Below are 16967 nucleotides of genomic sequence, written 5' to 3' on the forward strand. Positions count from 1 at the left end.
AAGACTTCAATACGTCAATACGTCGATACTTCAATAACCGAGGTAGTCAGGCAGCCAGGTCGCCAGCGGCGGGAAGGCCAGCACCATCAGCATGGCGACGAACATCGCCAGCAGCATCCACACCACCCAGGGCACGGTCTCTTCCATGCGCACGCGCGCAATCCGGCACGAGACCATCAGGTTCACCGCCAGCGGCGGCGTGAACTGGCCGAGCGCCACCTTGAGCGTCAGCACCACGCCGAACCACACCGGGTTCCAGTGGAAGGCATTGGCGATCGGCAGCAGCAGCGGCACGAAGATCAGGAAGATGGAGATGCCGTCGAGGAACATCCCCACCGTCATCAGCAAGGCCACGATCAGCGCCAGCACGCCGTATTCGCCCAGTCCCGAATGCGCGATGGCATTGGCCAGCGGATCGATCACGCCCAGCGTGGACAGCGCGTAGGCAAATATGCCGGCCAGCGCCACCACCAGCAGGATCACCGCGGAAGTCTCCGCCGCCTCCTGGAAGATCACGAACAAATCGCGCATGCCGATGCTGCGGTAGATCACCATGCCGACGAACAGGCCGTAGACCACCGCCACCACGGCGGCTTCGGTCGGCGTGAACCAGCCCGCGCGCATGCCGCCCAGGATCAGGAACGGCGCGACCAGGCCCCAGGCCGCTTCGCGCAGGCTCTTCCAGAACGGCGGACGCGGCAAGCCGGCCTCGATGGCGCCCATATTGTGCTTGCGCGCCAGCCAGACGGCCGGCACGATCAGCGCCACGCCGGCCAGGATGCCGGGGATCATGCCGGCGGCGAACAGTGCCGGCACCGAGGCGCCGGGCACCAGCACGCTGTAGATGATGAACGCAACGGACGGCGGGATCAGGATATCGGTCGCGGCGGCAGCGCCAACCACGGCCGCGCTGTACGCGCCGGGATAGCCGGCCCGCGACATCGCCGCGATCATCACCCCGCCCACCGCGGCCGCATTGGCCGGGCCGGAGCCGGAGATGCCGCCCAGGAACATCGCGACCAGGATGGCCACCAGCGGCAGCATGCCGGGACCGCGCCCGACGATGGCAATGGCAAAGGTCACCAGCCGCTGCGCCACGCCGGAACGGTCGAAGATCGAGCCGACCAGCACGAACATCGGGATCGCCAGCAGCGGGTACTTGCCCAGGCCGGCGTAGAAATTCTGCGGCACGGCCAGCAGGCCGAACATCTGGGTGTCCAGGTTGGACAGGCCAATTGCCACCAGGCCGCCGAGGCCCAGCGACACGCCGATCGGCACGCCCAGCATCATCAGGCCAAGGAACACCACGAACAGGGTAATGGCAATCAGCGTCATGGCGCGGCCTCCGAAGCCGCCACGCCATTCAGGCGCTCGGCATGCAGGGCCTTGAGCGCGCGCAGGTTGCGCACCGCTACGCCGAGCGCCCGCAGCGCGATGGCGGCGGACAGCACCGGCAGCCAGACCGAGTACCACCAGCTAGGCACGCCAATGCCCGGCGAGGTCTCGCCAAACGTGTATTCGTCCCACGCCACGCGAGCGCCCAGCACCGCCAGCGCGATGAACATGACCGCAACGGCCACCGCCGACAACACCGCCAGGCGCCGCTGCCGCGCCGCGCTGCCGCGATCGAAGAAGAACTCGATGCGGATGTTGCGGTCGCGCGCCACGGCCGCGCTGCCTGCCACGAGGGCCAGCACGATCATCAGGAAGACCGAGAATTCCTCGGTCCAGGCAAACGATTCATCAGTGAAATAACGGACCACCACGTTGGCGAAGGTGATGCACACCAGCAGCACCATGACGATCACGCCAACCCAGTCTTCAATCCGCGGCGATACCTTGAAGCCGCTGTCCTCTTGCTGGCTGGCGCCAGTCTCGTCCGGCATGGCCGTGACGTGTTTTGGGTCGGCATCGCGCCGCCCCTCCTGTTCTGCTTGCATCTCCCCGGCCTCCGGTCCGGTCCGCGCGGCGCCGCAGGCTGCGCGCGGATTTTCTCTTTGAATTATGTAAAGACTTAATCTCAAGACATGGCGGATTATGCCAAGACTTGCAGAACGCGCGGGAACTTTTGCTCCATTGCGCGCGTCGCGCCTGTTGGACAGGGGCACCCATGCGCCCCGCACTGGCTCGCGCCAACTGGCGGCCTTCGGGCCATTGGGGCGACCCGGCAGGTCATCGATTCCGCAAGGTGCCCAAGGGGACCGGATAAGCCCGGGAACCGAGAATCGCAGGCCCCGCCCCCGCTTTTGGCGCGGGCCAGGGCCGACCTGCCGGCAAGCGCACGCAAGGGTGCGCCGCCCCTTGCGACGGTCACACCATGCCGTCGTCGGCGGTGATGATCGCGCCGTTGATGAATGCCGACTGGTCGGACGCCAGCAGCAACAGCAGGCCGTCCAGGTCCTCGGGCTTGCCCACGCGCTTGCGGGGCAGCATCTGGATCAGTTTCTGGCCGGCGTCGGTGTCCCAATGGTGGTGGTTGATATCGGTATCGATATAGCCGGGGCAGATGGCGTTGACGTTGATGCCATGGCGCGCCCACTCCAGCGCCATCGACTTGGTCATGTGCACTACCGAGGCCTTGCTCATGCAGTACACGCCGATCTGCGACAGCACCTTGAGCCCGGCGACCGACGCGATATTGACGATGCGCGACTGCGGCAGCGGATTGCCGTTCTTCTCGGCGCCCTTGGCGCGCGCAATCATGCGCTTGGCCACTTCCTGCGCCACGAAGAAAGCGCCCCGGGTATTGGTGTCGAAGACGAAATCGAAGTCGTCGGGGGTCACGTCGGTCAGGCGCTGGGTGGTGGAGACGCCCGAGTTATTGACCAGGATGTCGATCGCACCGGCCTCGGTCTCGGCATGCGCCACCGCCGAGCGGATGCTGTCGTGGTCGGTCACGTCGAGCTGCACCACGTGCGCGCTGCCGCCCTCGGCCTCGATCGCGGCACGCAGCTCCTTGAGCCGCTCGGTGCGCCGCGACGCCAGGATGACCTTGGCGCCGGCGCTCGCCAGGACGTGGGCAAACCGCGTGCCCAGACCGCTCGAAGCGCCTGTCACCAGCGCGACCTTGCCTTCCAGATTGATCGACAAACCCATAATGGCCTCTATGTTCGGGAGCCCCCGGCGCCGCCTGCCATGGCCACGGCCAACGGGCGCTCCTCGCGAAATCTGCCTGCTGAAACCGAAGGCAGCATATCAAAAAAAAGAACGGTCGTTCCAAAAAAAATCTTGCCTGACCATGGCGAGTCCCGGACAATGCCGGAGATTCTAAGAACTCGGGCCACAAAGGGAAAGAGGAAAAACGCGCATGGCAGCCACGATTTAGCGCCCGCGCCGCCCCGCCCCTGCCCCAAGTTCCCCCCGATCATCGCATCCCCGGTACCACGAACACGGCATTTCCCACAATTGCGCGCAAGTTGCCAAGAATAGAGGGTTAGAGACAATGAATCAGCAACAGCTCCTGGAGCAGTACGGCCCCCGCGAGGCCATGGAATACGACGTAGTCATCGTTGGCGGCGGCCCCGCCGGCCTGGCAACCGCCATCCGCCTGAAGCAACTCGCCCAGGAGAAAGGCACCGAGGTCAATGTCTGCGTGCTGGAGAAGGGCTCCGAACCCGGCGCCCACATCCTGTCCGGCGCCATCATGGACCCGTGTGCGCTGAACGAGCTGATCCCCAACTGGAAGGAACTCGGCGCCCCGCTGAACCAACCGGTCGCTGAAGACAAGTTCCTGTTCCTCAACGAAACCGGTTCCAAGGCCACGCCGTCCGCCCTGCTGCCGGAATGCTTCCACAACCACGGCAACTACATCATCAGCCTGTCCAACTTCACGCGCTGGCTGGGGCAGCAGGCCGAAGGCCTGGGCGTCGAGATCTTCCCCGGCTTCCCCGCTGCCGAAGTGCTCTACAACGACGACGGCTCGGTCAAGGGCGTGGCCACCGGCAACCTGGGCATCAACAAGGAAGGCGAGCCTACCGAGAACTTCCAGCTCGGCATGGAGCTGCACGCCAAGTACACCATCTTCGCCGAAGGCTCGCGCGGCCACCTGGGCAAGCAGCTGATCGCGAAATACAAGCTCGACGACGGCAAGGATCCGCAAAGCTACGGCATTGGCCTGAAAGAGCTGTGGGAGATCGATCCCGCCAAGCACCAGCCAGGCCTGGTGGTGCACACCGCCGGCTGGCCGCTGGACCCGGCCACCTACGGCGGTTCCTTCCTGTACCACATGGAAGACAACAAGGTCGCGGTGGGATTCGTGGTAGGCCTGGACTACACCAACCCCTGGCTGTCTCCCTTCGAGGAATTCCAGCGCTTCAAGACGCACCCGGAAATCCGCAAGTATTTCGAAGGCGGCAAGCGCATCAGCTACGGCGCGCGTGCCATCACGGCAGGCGGCCTGCTGTCGCTGCCCAAGACCGTATTCCCGGGTGGCGCCCTGGTTGGCTGCGACGCCGGCTACCTCAACGCCTCGCGCATCAAGGGCAGCCACGCCGCCATCAAGACCGGCATGATGGCCGCCGAAGCCGCCTACGATGCGCTGCAGGCCGGCCGCCAGCACGACGAACTCGCGGCCTACCCGACCGCCTTCGAGAACAGCTGGCTGCACAAGGAACTGCTGCAAGCCAAGAACTTCAAGCAGTGGTTCAAGAAGGGCCGCACCACCGCCACGCTGATGACCGGCATCGAGCAATGGCTGCTGCCCAAGCTGGGCATCCGCAACCCGCCCTGGACCATCCACCGCGAGAAGCCCGACCACGTCTACCTCAAGCCGGCGGCCGAGTGCCCGCAGATCGCCTATCCCAAGCCGGACGGCAAGCTGACCTTCGACCGCCTCAGCTCGGTGTTCATCAGCAACACCAACCATGAGGAAAACCAGCCGGCCCACCTGACGCTCAAGGATGCCAGCGTCCCCGTCAACGTCAACTGGGACAAGTTTGCCGGCCCCGAAAGCCGATACTGCCCGGCCGGCGTGTACGAATTCGTGCAGAACGAAGACGGCAAGGAACGCCTGCAGATCAACGCGCAGAACTGCGTGCACTGCAAGACCTGTGACATCAAGGATCCCACGCAGAACATCGTCTGGGTGACGCCGGAAGGCGGCGGCGGCCCGAACTACGTGGGCATGTAAGTTCGCCGCATGGCAAGAAAAACGGCACCGGATTCGGTGCCGTTTTTTTTGCCTCAGACCTGCGGGCTCGACGTCGCGGGCGACGCCAGCGAATCGTGGTAGAGCGGCTTGTCGTCCGCCACGCTCTGATACCAGCCGATCACATCGGCCACGCCGGCAATCAGCGTGATGAGTGCCGGTCCGGCGAGCGGCACCTGCCCGATCCCGTCGATCAGGGCAAGCACCACATCCGTCATGCCCCCAGCCTCGCGCGGCTTGCCGAGGGCGGTGGCCGCGGCCACGTCCAGGGGCGACATCCCGACCAGCAGGCGCGCACCGTCGGTGCCGGCGTCGCTGCTGGCAGGCTTGCCAGCGCTTGAGAAAGCTTCCAGCCCCAGCGCGCGCTCCTCCATCGACAATGTGCTCGCCTGGCCCGCTCCCTGCGCGACATTGCCCATGGCGGGCATGGCCACGGTCAGCAGGGCCGCCAGGATGGGCGCGCGCAGGCGCGCGCCGAAGCGCGGGTTCCGCTTCATGCTGTCTCCTCGTGATGGTGGTCGGACATCGGCATTCCGAAATGCCATATCCGCATTTTTGCAGGAGGACAGTAGAGACGAGGAAGCGGGCTTCGGGCAAGAGGCTGCGTTAGCAGGTTTACTCCAAACACCGGCATCAGGCGCTGACCTGCATGCTGGCGCCTGCCAGCAACTGCTCATAGATAAAGCACTGGAGCAGCGTCAGCTCGCGCTCGCCGAGCGCATCGAACGCAACGCCGAACGTGGGAAACTCCGCGTCGCCCTCGGCGGGCGACGCGTTACGCACCACGCCGTCGACCATGATCTCGCTGTCCAGCGCAGCGGTGCGCAGATGGAAGCACAAGCGCACCGCCGCGCCAGGCGCCGGCACCGCGCCGGCGATCTGGATCTGCGCGCCACCGGTGCTCAGGTCGGTCAGCAGCACCAGCCGGGCTGGCTGGTGAGAGGCCGGCGCATCGTCGTCCGTGCCGCCGGGATCCACCAGGTAGGCCGCCAGCCGTGTCGGCACGCGGGTCGCCTTGCGCACCGGCATCTGCTGCGGATCGGCCGGCGCCGACAACACCAGGTAACGGAAGGGACTGCGGCAGATCGCGGTCACCGTCGACTCGAAGCTGAGGATGGCGTGACCGGAAAAACCGCGCAGCAGCACCTTCTCGCCAGGCTGAAGCTGCAACTCCTTGCCGCCCAGCTGCGGCCAGGTCGCGAACAGGCCCTGCTCGACAAAGCCGATCAGCCGGCTGGCAGCGGCGCGCCCTGCCTGCCCCGGCGACTTGATCTGCAGCAGGGTGCCAACCTGCAGGCCGAGCGGCCCCACATTGGCAAACCGGCCGCTATCCACCGGCTCGCCCGGCTCGTCCTCCGGCCGGCACACCGTGCCATGCCGGAACACCAGCGCAACGTCGCGGTCCTCGGGGATCACGCTGCCGCTGCCGAGCACGAGGTTGCCCGCCTCGTCCAGCAAGGACCAGGGCAAGGGCTGGCCGACGGGGAGATCGTTAGGGGTAAGTGCAATCATGGGAAGCCCCGGTGAACGTCCAGGCAGCAGGCGTGGCAGATCCAACGGCGGCCACGGGAACGCACGAACGTACGGCCCGGCCACCACCTAGCGAGGCGCTCAGTGCACAGCGAGGCAGGCGCGGCTGCTGTGGGCTGCCGCGAGGTACCAGGTGAATAGCGCATCTCATTCAGCTTGCTATCGGCGCATTCCTAGTAAACCTTGAGGACGATCCGCAAATCCATGGCGCAGTCTTGCCTTGACGCCGCCCTGCTTTCCTCGCAAAATCCCACCACAAGCTGTCAGACAGCCTTACATATTTATCGATGACCGTCCTGAGCCGCCCCGCCTCGCTTGCCGCACGTATCGCCGACGCCCTGCGCGCCGACATCGCGGCCGGCCGTTTTGCCGCCGGCGCCCGGCTCCCGGCCGAAGCCGCCCTTGGCGAGACCTTCGGCGTGAGCCGCCCCATCGTCAGGGAGGCCATTGCACAGCTGAAGGCGGACGGGCTGCTGGTCACGCGCAAAGGCTCGGGCGCCTATGTATCGGACATGCCCGGCGGCCAGGTATGGCGCATGGCCCCCGAACTGCAAGGCGGCCCGACTCCAGCCCAGTTGTTCGAGTTGCGCATGGTGGTGGAATGCGCCTGCGCCGAAATGGCCGCGCTGCGCCGCACCGACGACGACCTGCGCGCCATCCACGCCGCGCTGTGCGCGATGCGCGAGCACGCTGAAGATTTCACCAGCGCCGCAGCCGCCGACGTGGCGTTCCACCACGCCATCGCGCAGGCCGCGCACAACCCCTGCTTTACCGGCCTGACCGATTTTGTTGGCCAGCACATGCTGGCGGCGCGGCAGACGGCTTGGGAAAACGCCGCGCGCTTTCGCGGCGGCTCGCAGGGCGCGGACAGCGAGCACGCCGCGCTTGTTGCGGCCATCGCCGCCGGCAACGCCAGCGCGGCGCGCCAGGCCGCCCGCCGGCACCTCGGTGCGGCGGCCAAGCGCATGGGGCTGACATTGAGCTAAGCCCTGGCGCAAGGCACAGGGCCAATCGACGGCACAACACAATCCAGGGACCCGCGGCACGCATGGCATGACAGGCGCCGGCCGCAACAGCAGAGAACAACAATGGAACAAGTAGATTGCGTGGTAATCGGCGCGGGCGTGGTTGGCCTGGCCGTGGCGAGACAACTGGCCATGCAGGGCCGCGAAGTCATCATCCTGGAAGCCGAGAACGCCTTCGGCACCATCACCAGCGCGCGCAACAGCGAAGTGATCCATGCCGGCATCTACTATCCGGCCGGCTCGCTCAAGGCAGCGATGTGCGTGCGTGGCAAGTCCATGCTGTACGACTACTGCGCCTCGCATCACATCCACCACCAGCGCTGCGGCAAGCTCATCGTCGCCACCACCGAGGCCCAGGTAGCCACGCTGGAAGCCATCCGCGCCAAGGCCGCGGCCAATGGCGTGCACGACCTGCAATGGCTTGGCCAGGCCGAGGCGCAGGCGCTGGAGCCGAACCTGCAATGCCGCGCCGCCCTGCTCTCGCCGTCTACCGGCATCGTCGACAGCCATGGCCTGATGCTGGCGTTGCTGGGCGATGCCGAGAATGCCGGTGCCATGCTGGCGGTGCAGTCGCCCGTGGCAGGCGGCGCGGTGACGCCGGATGGCATCCGCCTCGACGTGGGCAGCCAGGATGACGCGGCGGGCACCACGCTGCTGGCCCGTACCGTGATCAACTCGGCTGGCCTGACCGCGCCGGCGCTGGCGCGTAGCATCGAGGGCATGCCTGCCGAACACATTCCGCCGCAGTACTACGCCAAGGGCTGCTATTTCACGCTGGCCGGGCGTGCGCCATTCTCGCGCCTGATCTACCCGGTGCCGGAGGCCGCCGGCCTGGGCGTGCACCTGACCATCGACCTGGGCGGCCAGGCGCGCTTCGGCCCCAACGTGCGCTGGATTGACCAGATCGAGTACGGCGTGGATCCGGCCGATGCCGACAGCTTTTACGGGGAAGTGCGGAATTACTGGCCGGGGCTGGCCGATGGCGCGCTGCAGCCGGGTTACGCTGGCATCCGCCCCAAGATCAGCGGGCCGGGCGAGCCGGCGGCGGATTTCCGCATCGATGGCCCCGCCACCCATGGCGTGCCGGGGCTGGTCAACCTGTTCGGCATCGAGTCGCCCGGGCTGACCTCCTCGCTGGCTTTGGCCGAGCACGTGGCAAGCCTGCTCTGAAGCCCTGGCCTCAGCAAACGCCGGCGCCAGTCAGCGCCCGGCTGTGGCAGCGTCCGCCTTGGCGTCCGAAGCCGCCTCCGTACGGAACGTCATGAACGCGCACAGCGCGCCGCCCGCCGCTGCCAGCGCCGCCAGCCCGAACGTGTGGGCGGGCCCAAGCGCCTTCCACGTCCACCCCATCGCCAGGCCGCCGCAGGTGCCGCCAAGGCCGTAGGAAAGGCCGGTGTAGAGTGCCTGGCCGCGTCCCTGCAGCGGCCCGGCGAACCAGCGCTGCAGGCGCTTCAGGCTGGCGCTATGGTGCGCGCCGAAGGTGGCCGCGTGCAGGACCTGCACCAGCGCCATCAGCCATGACAACTGGGCAAAATAGCCGGTCAGGCCGAAGCGGATCGCGGCCAGCACGAAGGTGCCGGCGAGGATGGTGCGCAGCGGGACGCTGCCGAACAGCCGTCCCTGGTAGAAAAAGAAAACGATCTCGGCCACCACGCCGATGGTCCACATCACACCGATGGAAAACTTGCTGTAGCCAAGCTGTTCCAGGTACAGCGAATAGAACACGTACAGCGCGGCGTGGGCGAACATCATCAGGAACGCCGAGCCGAAGAACCAGCTCACATCGGGACGGCGCAGCAGCGGCAGCGCCGGGGGCGGCTTGACGCGTGGCCCCTCGTCGGGCGCATCGCGCATGCCTAACACCACCACAAGGAACAGCGCCAGCATGGCGCTCGCCAGCCACGGGAACACCTCCATGCCGTAGCGCTCGAACAGCGCCCCGCCCAGCAGCACGGCCGCGATAAAGCCGGCCGAGCCGAACATGCGGATGCGCCCGTAGCGGTGATCGAAGGCGCCGTAGCGGCGCAGCGTGGAGATGGTGAGCGCGTCGCCCAGCGGCGACATGGCGCTGGTGATCAGGTTCAGCCCGATCATCATCGCCATCATGCCGCCGTAGCTGGTGACGCCGGGCACCATCAGGAACGCCAGCAAGGAAGTCACGGCGGCCAGGCGCAGCAGGCGCACCCGGGTGTGCATCACGTCCGACAGCCAGCCCCAGAAATACGGGCCGACGATGCGGCTGACCTGGAAGCAGGCCATCAGCACGCCGATCTGCACCGGGGAGTAACCGCGCCCGGCGAAAAACAGGCTCACATAGGGAGAGATGACGCCGACGTAGCCGTAGTAGCCGAGGTAAAACAGGCCAAAGCGCGTCTCGGAGACACGCCCGGCGCCCGCGGCACGGGCGTGTTGTTCCGCCTGCGCCAACTCAGCGCGACTGGCCGGACTGCGGCGACTGGGCGGGAATGCGCGGGGTATCGACCTTGACGTCGCCGCACTGGGCACGGTGGCGCAGCGCGTGGTCCATCAACACCAGCGCCAGCATGGCCTCAGCGATGGGGGTGGCGCGGATGCCCACGCAGGGATCGTGGCGGCCGAAGGTTTCCACCGTGGCGGGCTGGCCGGCCTTGTCGATGGATTCGCGCGGGGTGCGGATGCTGGAGGTAGGCTTGATCGCCAGCGAGACGGTGACGTCCTGGCCGGTCGAGATGCCGCCAAGCATGCCGCCGGCGTTATTGCCGCGGAAGCCTTCCGCGCTGAGCGAGTCGCCATGCACGCTGCCGCGCTGGCTGACACTCTCGAACCCCGCGCCGATCTCTACACCCTTGACGGCGTTGATACCCATCATGGCATGCGCGATATCGGCATCGAGCTTGTCGAACAGCGGCTCGCCCAGGCCCACCGGCACATTGCTCGCCACCACCTCGATGCGCGCGCCGACGGAGTCGCCGTCGCGGCGCAGCGCGTCCATATAGGTTTCCAGCTCCGGCACGATCTCCGCATTGGGCGCGAAGAAGGGATTCTCCGGCACTTCCGCCCAGTCCACGAACGGCACGCGGACTTCGCCCAGCTGCGACATATAGCCCCGGATCTCGGTGCCATATTGCTCGCGCAGCCACTTCCTGGCCACGGCCGCCGCCGCCACCACCGGCGCAGTCAGGCGCGCCGACGAACGGCCGCCGCCGCGATAGTCGCGGATGCCGTACTTTTGCCAGTAGGTGTAGTCGGCATGGCCCGGGCGGAAGGTCTCGACGATATTGCCGTAGTCCTTGCTGCGCTGGTCGGTATTGCGGATCAGCAGGCAGATCGGCGTGCCGGTGGTCTTGCCCTCGAACACGCCGGACAGGATCTCGACCTGGTCGGGCTCCTGGCGCTGCGTGACGTGGCGCGAGGTGCCGGGCTTGCGGCGATCCAGGTCAATCTGGATGTCGGCCTCGGTCAGGGACATGCCCGGCGGGCAGCCATCCACCACCGCACCGATGGCCGGCCCGTGCGATTCGCCGAAAGTGGTGACAGTAAAGAGCAGGCCGAGTGTATTGCCGGACATGATGGGAGACCGCGCGGGGCGTGAGAATTGGGGAACGGGCTACATTGTAAGGCTTTTGCCGCCCTTCCGGCCCGCCCCGGCTCGCGCTCAGCGCGCTGGCGCCGCCTGCAGGTCTGGATAGTAGCGCTCGCGCATGCGCGCCACGTAGGCCACCAGGTTGGGGTGGGATTCAGCCGCGGTGCGGATCGGCGTGTCGAACAACGGGCACAGCGCGCCGGCCATGAAGGCGAAGACGGTGGCGTCGGCGCCGCAAGGCTTGTCGCCCATCAGGTAAGGCTGCTCGCCCAGCACGTCGGCCACGGCCGCCACATCGCGGCCGGCGATCGCGGCCAGGTCGGCAGGGCTATGGCGCCCGAGCCCCTGCGTCCACAGGATGCGGCGGATCTTCGAGCGCACAAAACGGATCGCCAGCCCGCGCAGCGGCCAGGGCACGGCGCGGAAAAACGTCGCCGGGCCCCGGGCAAAATTGGCGTCGTGGTTCCAGCGCGCGTCGGCCACCGCCCAGTAGAAGTTATCTTCCAGCATCTTCTCGACCGCCCAGGCCGTGCCGCGCTGGGACTGCGTCAGCCCTGCGTCGAAGTCGATGTGGTAGGTCTTCTCCAGGTGCCAGCGGATCAGCGTGGAGTCCGCCACCACGCGGCCCTCGTCGTCGAGATACGGCAGCTTGCCCTTGGGCGCGCGCCGCAATCCGCCCTGGGCGCAGCGGTGCGGCAGCCCTCCGAGCTTGAGCAGCATGTCGGCCTTGGTGACGAAGGGGCTGGCATCGGGCAGGCCGAAGGCCGGCCCAAAGGTGTAAAGGGTGATCATGGTTGCCGCCTTCCGCTTGTCGTTAGCGCCACTCGCCGCGCAGGCCCTGCACCACCTGCTGCAGCCCCTCCGGCGTGGCCAGTTCCGGCGCAATCGGGTCGCCCACGACCAGCTCCAGCCGGTTGAGGATGCCGCGCCGGAATGGCCGGGACATGGCGTTGCCGCCCTTGCGGGAGAAGAAACTGCCCCACAGCCCGCGCAGCGCCATCGGCACGACCGGCACGGGGGTGCGCCGGATGATCTGCTGCACGCCCTGCTTGAAGGGATTGAGCTCGCCGGTGGCCGTGATCTTGCCCTCCGGGAAGATGCAGACCAGGTCGCCGTCGGCCAGCGCGCGCGCGACTTCGTCGTAGGCGCGCTCCAGCATGACCGGGTCCTCGTGCGCAGGAGCGATCGGGATAGCCTTGGCCTGGCGGAAGAACCACGACATCAGCGGCACCTTGAAGATGCGGTGATCCATCAGGAAACGCACCGGACGCGGGCTGGCGGCCATCAGCACCACCGCATCGGCAAAGCTGACGTGGTTGCACACCAGCACCGCCGCACCCTCGGTCGGAATGTGCTCGGCATTGACGCGCTTCAGGCGATACACCGTGTGCACCAGGATCCAGGCAATGAAGCGCAGCAGGAACTCCGGCACCAGCGAGTAAATGTAGATGGCGACCACCGCGTTGAGCAGCCCCACCACCAGGAACAGCTGCGCAATGCTGAAGCCGGCCTGGGTCAGCACCACCGCCAGCAGCGAGGAGCCGATCATGAAAAAGCTGTTGAGGATGTTGTTGGCGGCGATGATGCGGGCCCGGTGCGTCGGCGCGCAGCGGCTTTGGATCAGCGCGTACAGCGGCACGCTGTAGAAGCCGCCGAACATCGCCAGCAGGAACAGGTCGATCAGCACGCGCCAGTGGCGAGGGTCGGCGGCGAAGCCGGCCAGCCCGGATAGTTCTGCATGATGCTCGCCGTTGCTGGCGAAGAACAGGTCGACCGCGAACACCGTCATGCCGATCGAGCCAAACGGCACCAGACCGATCTCCACCTGACGCCCGGACAGCCGCTCGCACAGCAGCGAGCCGGTGCCGATGCCGACCGAGAACACCGCCAGCAGCAGCGTCACCACATTCTGGTCGCCGCCCAGCACGTCCTTGGCAAAGCTGAAAAACGAGGTGAGGAATGTCGCGCCCAAAAACCAGAGCCAGGAAATCCCCAGCAGGCTCAGGAACACCGTGCGGTCGGTCCGCGCCAGCTTGAGGTTGCGCCAGGTTTCGGAGAACGGGTTCCAGTTGATGCGCAGGTCAGGCTGCGGCGCCGGCGAATCCGGCACGCGCGCGGACACCATGCGCCCGGCCAGCGCCAGCAGCACGCAGGCGGCGCCGACATAGAGCGGCCCCACGATCTCCTCGCCATGGGTCAGGCCGGCCAGTTCGCCGCCCAGCAGGGTGCCAAGCAGGATGGCGACGAAGGTGCCCATCTCCACCAGCCCGTTACCGCCCACGAGTTCGGTCTCGTCCAGGTGCTGCGGCAGGTAGGCGAACTTGACCGGGCCGAACAGCGTCGAGTGCAGCCCCATCAGGAAGGTACCCGTGTAGAGCAAGGGCGCGCTGTGCATGGCAAAGCCCGCCAGGCCCAGCAGCATGATGGCGATTTCCAGCGTCTTCACCAGCCGGATCAGGCGGGATTTCTCGATCTTGTCGGCGATCTGGCCGCTGGTGGCCGAGAACAGCACGAACGGCGCAATAAAGATGGCCGAGATCAGGAACGCCGCGCTCTTGGCGTCAACGCCGTCGAACAGGGCCGTATGGTAAGTGACAAGGGAGGTGAAGGCGACCTTGAACAGGTTGTCGTTCATGGCGCCCAGGAACTGGGTCCAGAAGAACGGCGCGAAGCGGCGCGTGCGGAGCAGACGGAACTGGTTTTGTTGGCTCATGTAGCGCTCATGTAGCGGTCGGCTCAAAAAGATGCCGCGTCGTTGCGCGGCATTTATCATTTATACGGATTACGGGCCGTGCCCCAGGAGGGTGCACATGCTGCCGGACCAGGGCAACCCGCAGCACCTCGATCGGCCAAGGCCGCCGCCCGCCGCTACTTGGCGCCTGCGCGCCACGAGCGGCTTACTCGGTCTTTTCTTCTGGCCAGTCGCGGATGTAGGCCTTGAGCATGCGGTTCTCGAAGCTCTGCTCTTCCACCACGGCCTTGGCCACGTCGTAAAACGAAATCACGCCCATCAGCGTCCGGTTGTCCAGCACCGGCAGGTAACGGGTGTGGCGCTCCAGCATCATGCGGCGGACTTCATTGACGTCCGTCTCCATGGTGCAGGTCAGCGGCGCGTCGTCCATGACCTTGCGCAGGCTGGTGGTGCCGACGTTGCCGCCGTTGGCGGAGAGCGTCTTGATGATCTCGCGGAAGGTCAGCATGCCGACCAGGTCGCCGTATTCCATCACCACCAGCGAGCCGATATCGTGCTCGGCCATGATGTTGACCGCCAGCAGCAGTGACGTTTCCGGCTTCACCGTATAGAGCGTGTTGCCCTTGATCTGCAGGATGTCGCTGACTTTCATGATGGTCTCCGCTTGCTGAATCTGCTGTTTTGCTGTTTATTGCCTGCCGCTGCCGGCATGGCCTGATGCGCCGATCCTAGCCGAAACCAGCCGCCCAAGTAAAGCACGGGCCGCCGCCGGGGCCGCCAGGGCTATTTGCCGTGCTCCGCGGCGGCAGCGGATGCTACGATGCGCTCCGGAGACAACTCTAGCCCTTGAAGCCATGTCCGGTACCCGTTTCGACACCCTGGCGCTGCATGCTGGCGCCGCCCCCGACCCCGCCACGGGGGCGCGGGCCACGCCCATCCACCTGACGACATCCTTCGTCTTCAAAGACAGCGAGCACGCCGCCTCGCTGTTCAACATGGAACGCGCGGGCCACGTCTACTCACGCATCTCCAACCCCACGGTCGCCGTCTTCGAAGAGCGCGTCGCCGCCCTGGAGAACGGCGCCGGCGCGATCGGCGTGGCTTCGGGCCAGGCCGCGCTGCATCTGGCGGTGGCTACGCTGATGGGTGCGGGCTCGCACATCGTGGCATCCAGCGCCCTGTACGGCGGCTCGCACAACCTGCTGCACTACACGTTGCGCCGCTTCGGCATCGAGACCACCTTCGTGCAGGCGCGCGACATCGACGCCTGGCGCGCCGCCATCCGGCCCGAGACCAAGCTGCTGTTCGGCGAGACCCTGGGCAACCCCGGGCTGGACGTGCTCGACATCCCGACCCTGGCGCAGCTCGGCCAGGACAACGGCATCCCGCTGCTGGTCGACTCCACCTTCACCACGCCCTACCTGCTCAAGCCCTTCGACCTGGGCGCCGGCCTGCTCTATCACTCGGCCACCAAGTTCCTGGGCGGCCACGGCACCACCATCGGCGGCGTGCTGGCCGAAGGAGGCACCTTCGACTTCGACGCCTCGGGGCGCTTCCCCGAGCTGTCTGAGCCCTACGCGGGCTTCCACAACATGGTGTTTACCGAGGAAAGCACGGTGGCCCCGTTCCTGCTGCGCGCGCGCCGCGAAGGCCTGCGCGACTTCGGCGCCTGCCTGAGCCCGATGGCCGCCTGGCAACTGCTGCAGGGCATCGAGACGCTGCCGCTGCGCATGGCCCGCCACGTGGAGAACGCGCGCCGGGTGGTGCAGTTCCTGGTGTCGCACCCGATGGTCGAGTCGGTGGCCTATCCGGAGCTGGAATCGCACCCTGACTATGAGCTCGCCAAGCGCCTGCTGCCGCGCGGCGCGGGCGCCGTGTTCAGCTTCAACCTCAAGGGCAACCGCGCCGCGGGCCAGCGTTTCATCGAAAACCTGGCGCTGTTCTCGCACCTGGCCAACGTGGGCGATGCCCGCTCGCTGGTGATCCACCCCGCCTCCACCACCCACTTCCGCATGGACGCCGCGGCGCTGCAGGCGGCCGGCATCAGCGAAGGCACCATCCGCCTGTCGGTCGGCCTGGAAGACCCGGACGACCTCATCGACGACCTCAAGCGCGGCCTCAAGGCCGCCGAGAAAGCCATGAGCGCCAAGGGAGGGCAAGCCTGATGGAACTGACGATCGCAGGCCGCAAGGCCTACGCCTACACCGGTGGCAAACCCTTCGACCCGGCCCTGCCCTGCGCCGTGTTCGTGCACGGCGCGCAGAACGACCATAGCGTCTGGGCCCTGCAGACGCGCTGGTTCGCCAACCATGGCTTCAGCGTGCTGGCGGTCGACCTGCCCGGCCACAACCGTAGCGAGGGCGCGCCCCTCAAGACGGTCGAGGCCATGGCCGACTGGGTGGTCGAGCTGGTGCGCGCGGCCGGGGTCAGCGCCCCCGCGCTGGTCTTCGGGCACAGCATGGGCTCGTTGATCGCGCTGGAAACCGCCGCCCGCCACCCGGACGCGGTGCGCGCCATCGCCCTGCTCGCCACGGCCTACCCGATGAAAGTCGCCGACGCCCTGCTCGACGCCTCGCTCAACCACGTGGACCAGGCCATCGCCATGGTCAACGCCTGGTCCCACTCCAGCCTAGCCAACAAGCCTTCCTCGCCGGGACCGGGTTCGTGGATGCAAGGCGGCAGCCAGCGCCTGATGGAACGCGTGGCACAACGCAACCCCGAAGGCCACGTCTTCCACAACGACTTCTCCGCCTGCAACGCCTACGCCAACGGCGACGCCGCCGTGGCCGGCGTGCGTTGCCCCGCCCTGTTCATCAGCGGCAGCAAGGACATGATGACCTCGCCCAAAGCCGCGCAAGCACTCGCGGCCAAGATGGCCTCGGCCAGCACGGTCACGGTGCCCTGCGGGCATGCGCTGATGGGGGAAAGGCCGGACGAGGTACTCGACGCACTGGCGGCGTTCGCGCGCAAGGTGGTAGCGGCAGGTTGAACGCTGCGGCGTAGCGAGCGCCC

15 protein-coding genes are annotated in these 16967 nt (G+C 66.9%); 5 read left to right on the forward strand and 10 right to left on the reverse strand.

Annotation, left to right across the window (positions count from 1 at the left end; translation table 11 throughout):
* Positions 1–30: 30 nt before the first annotated feature.
* From ACGLHR_RS10720 to ACGLHR_RS10730, 3 genes are all read right to left on the reverse strand, one after another.
* Positions 31–1335 carry a TRAP transporter large permease gene (locus tag ACGLHR_RS10720; protein ID WP_267606180.1) on the reverse strand — a complete coding sequence of 435 codons (1305 nt, stop codon included), beginning with the start codon at positions 1333–1335 and terminating at the stop codon, positions 31–33.
* The gene (locus ACGLHR_RS10725) at positions 1332–1940 is read right to left on the reverse strand and encodes a TRAP transporter small permease (protein ID WP_267606179.1); all 609 of its coding nucleotides are present in this window, start codon (positions 1938–1940) and stop codon (positions 1332–1334) included. Before ACGLHR_RS10725 ends, ACGLHR_RS10720 begins: the two co-directional genes overlap by 4 nt.
* A gap of 370 nt (positions 1941–2310) precedes the next feature.
* The gene (locus ACGLHR_RS10730) at positions 2311–3096 is read right to left on the reverse strand and encodes an SDR family oxidoreductase (RefSeq protein ID WP_267606178.1); all 786 of its coding nucleotides are present in this window, start codon (positions 3094–3096) and stop codon (positions 2311–2313) included.
* A 346-nt stretch (positions 3097–3442) separates the two neighbouring features.
* On the opposite strand from ACGLHR_RS10730, the gene ACGLHR_RS10735 reads away from it, so the two are divergent.
* Positions 3443–5128, forward strand: coding sequence for an electron transfer flavoprotein-ubiquinone oxidoreductase (locus ACGLHR_RS10735; protein ID WP_267606177.1), 1686 nt, complete (start codon positions 3443–3445; stop codon positions 5126–5128).
* A gap of 53 nt (positions 5129–5181) precedes the next feature.
* Here ACGLHR_RS10735 and ACGLHR_RS10740 read toward each other — a convergent pair whose 3' ends face one another.
* On the reverse strand, positions 5182–5643 hold the full coding sequence (locus ACGLHR_RS10740; protein WP_400093714.1) for a hypothetical protein: 462 nt from the start codon (positions 5641–5643) through the stop codon (positions 5182–5184).
* A 136-nt stretch (positions 5644–5779) separates the two neighbouring features.
* Complete coding sequence (locus ACGLHR_RS10745) at positions 5780–6658, reverse strand: flagellar brake protein (protein ID WP_400093716.1); 879 nt, start codon at positions 6656–6658, stop codon at positions 5780–5782.
* Between the two features lie 305 nt (positions 6659–6963).
* On the opposite strand from ACGLHR_RS10745, the gene ACGLHR_RS10750 reads away from it, so the two are divergent.
* Both ACGLHR_RS10750 and ACGLHR_RS10755 read left to right on the forward strand, forming a co-directional pair.
* Entirely contained in the window at positions 6964–7662 is a 699-nt protein-coding gene (locus tag ACGLHR_RS10750) for a FadR/GntR family transcriptional regulator (protein WP_400093718.1), read from the forward strand.
* A 102-nt stretch (positions 7663–7764) separates the two neighbouring features.
* Positions 7765–8871 (forward strand): NAD(P)/FAD-dependent oxidoreductase, encoded by a 1107-nt coding sequence (locus tag ACGLHR_RS10755; RefSeq protein WP_400093719.1) that lies wholly within the window; start codon positions 7765–7767, stop codon positions 8869–8871.
* Positions 8872–8901: 30 nt separating this feature from the next.
* Here the strand turns inward: ACGLHR_RS10755 and ACGLHR_RS10760 are convergent, their stop codons facing one another.
* From ACGLHR_RS10760 to ACGLHR_RS10780, 5 genes are all read right to left on the reverse strand, one after another.
* Positions 8902–10128, reverse strand: a complete 1227-nt coding sequence (locus tag ACGLHR_RS10760; protein ID WP_400093721.1) for an MFS transporter — start codon at positions 10126–10128, stop codon at positions 8902–8904.
* Position 10129: 1 nt separating this feature from the next.
* Positions 10130–11248, reverse strand: coding sequence for a chorismate synthase (gene aroC, locus ACGLHR_RS10765; RefSeq protein WP_267606171.1), 1119 nt, complete (start codon positions 11246–11248; stop codon positions 10130–10132).
* 87 nt (positions 11249–11335) lie between these two features.
* Positions 11336–12055 (reverse strand): glutathione S-transferase C-terminal domain-containing protein, encoded by a 720-nt coding sequence (locus ACGLHR_RS10770; protein WP_318235648.1) that lies wholly within the window; start codon positions 12053–12055, stop codon positions 11336–11338.
* A gap of 22 nt (positions 12056–12077) precedes the next feature.
* The gene (locus ACGLHR_RS10775) at positions 12078–13976 is read right to left on the reverse strand and encodes an MFS transporter (RefSeq protein WP_400093724.1); all 1899 of its coding nucleotides are present in this window, start codon (positions 13974–13976) and stop codon (positions 12078–12080) included.
* Between the two features lie 184 nt (positions 13977–14160).
* A complete protein-coding gene (locus tag ACGLHR_RS10780; RefSeq protein ID WP_267606169.1) occupies positions 14161–14607 on the reverse strand; it encodes a CBS domain-containing protein in 447 nt (148 codons plus the stop codon).
* Between the two features lie 202 nt (positions 14608–14809).
* Between ACGLHR_RS10780 and ACGLHR_RS10785 the strand changes: the two genes are divergently transcribed.
* Complete coding sequence (locus ACGLHR_RS10785) at positions 14810–16120, forward strand: O-acetylhomoserine aminocarboxypropyltransferase (protein WP_267606168.1); 1311 nt, start codon at positions 14810–14812, stop codon at positions 16118–16120.
* Positions 16120–16944: an alpha/beta fold hydrolase gene (locus ACGLHR_RS10790; RefSeq protein WP_400093725.1), complete on the forward strand. Its 825-nt coding sequence runs from the start codon at positions 16120–16122 to the stop codon at positions 16942–16944. Before ACGLHR_RS10785 ends, ACGLHR_RS10790 begins: the two co-directional genes overlap by 1 nt.
* Positions 16945–16967: the final 23 nt, after the last annotated feature.

It is taken from the genome of Cupriavidus sp. CuC1, from assembly GCF_044627735.1.
Taxonomy (GTDB): Bacteria; Pseudomonadota; Gammaproteobacteria; order Burkholderiales; family Burkholderiaceae; genus Cupriavidus; species Cupriavidus ulmosensis.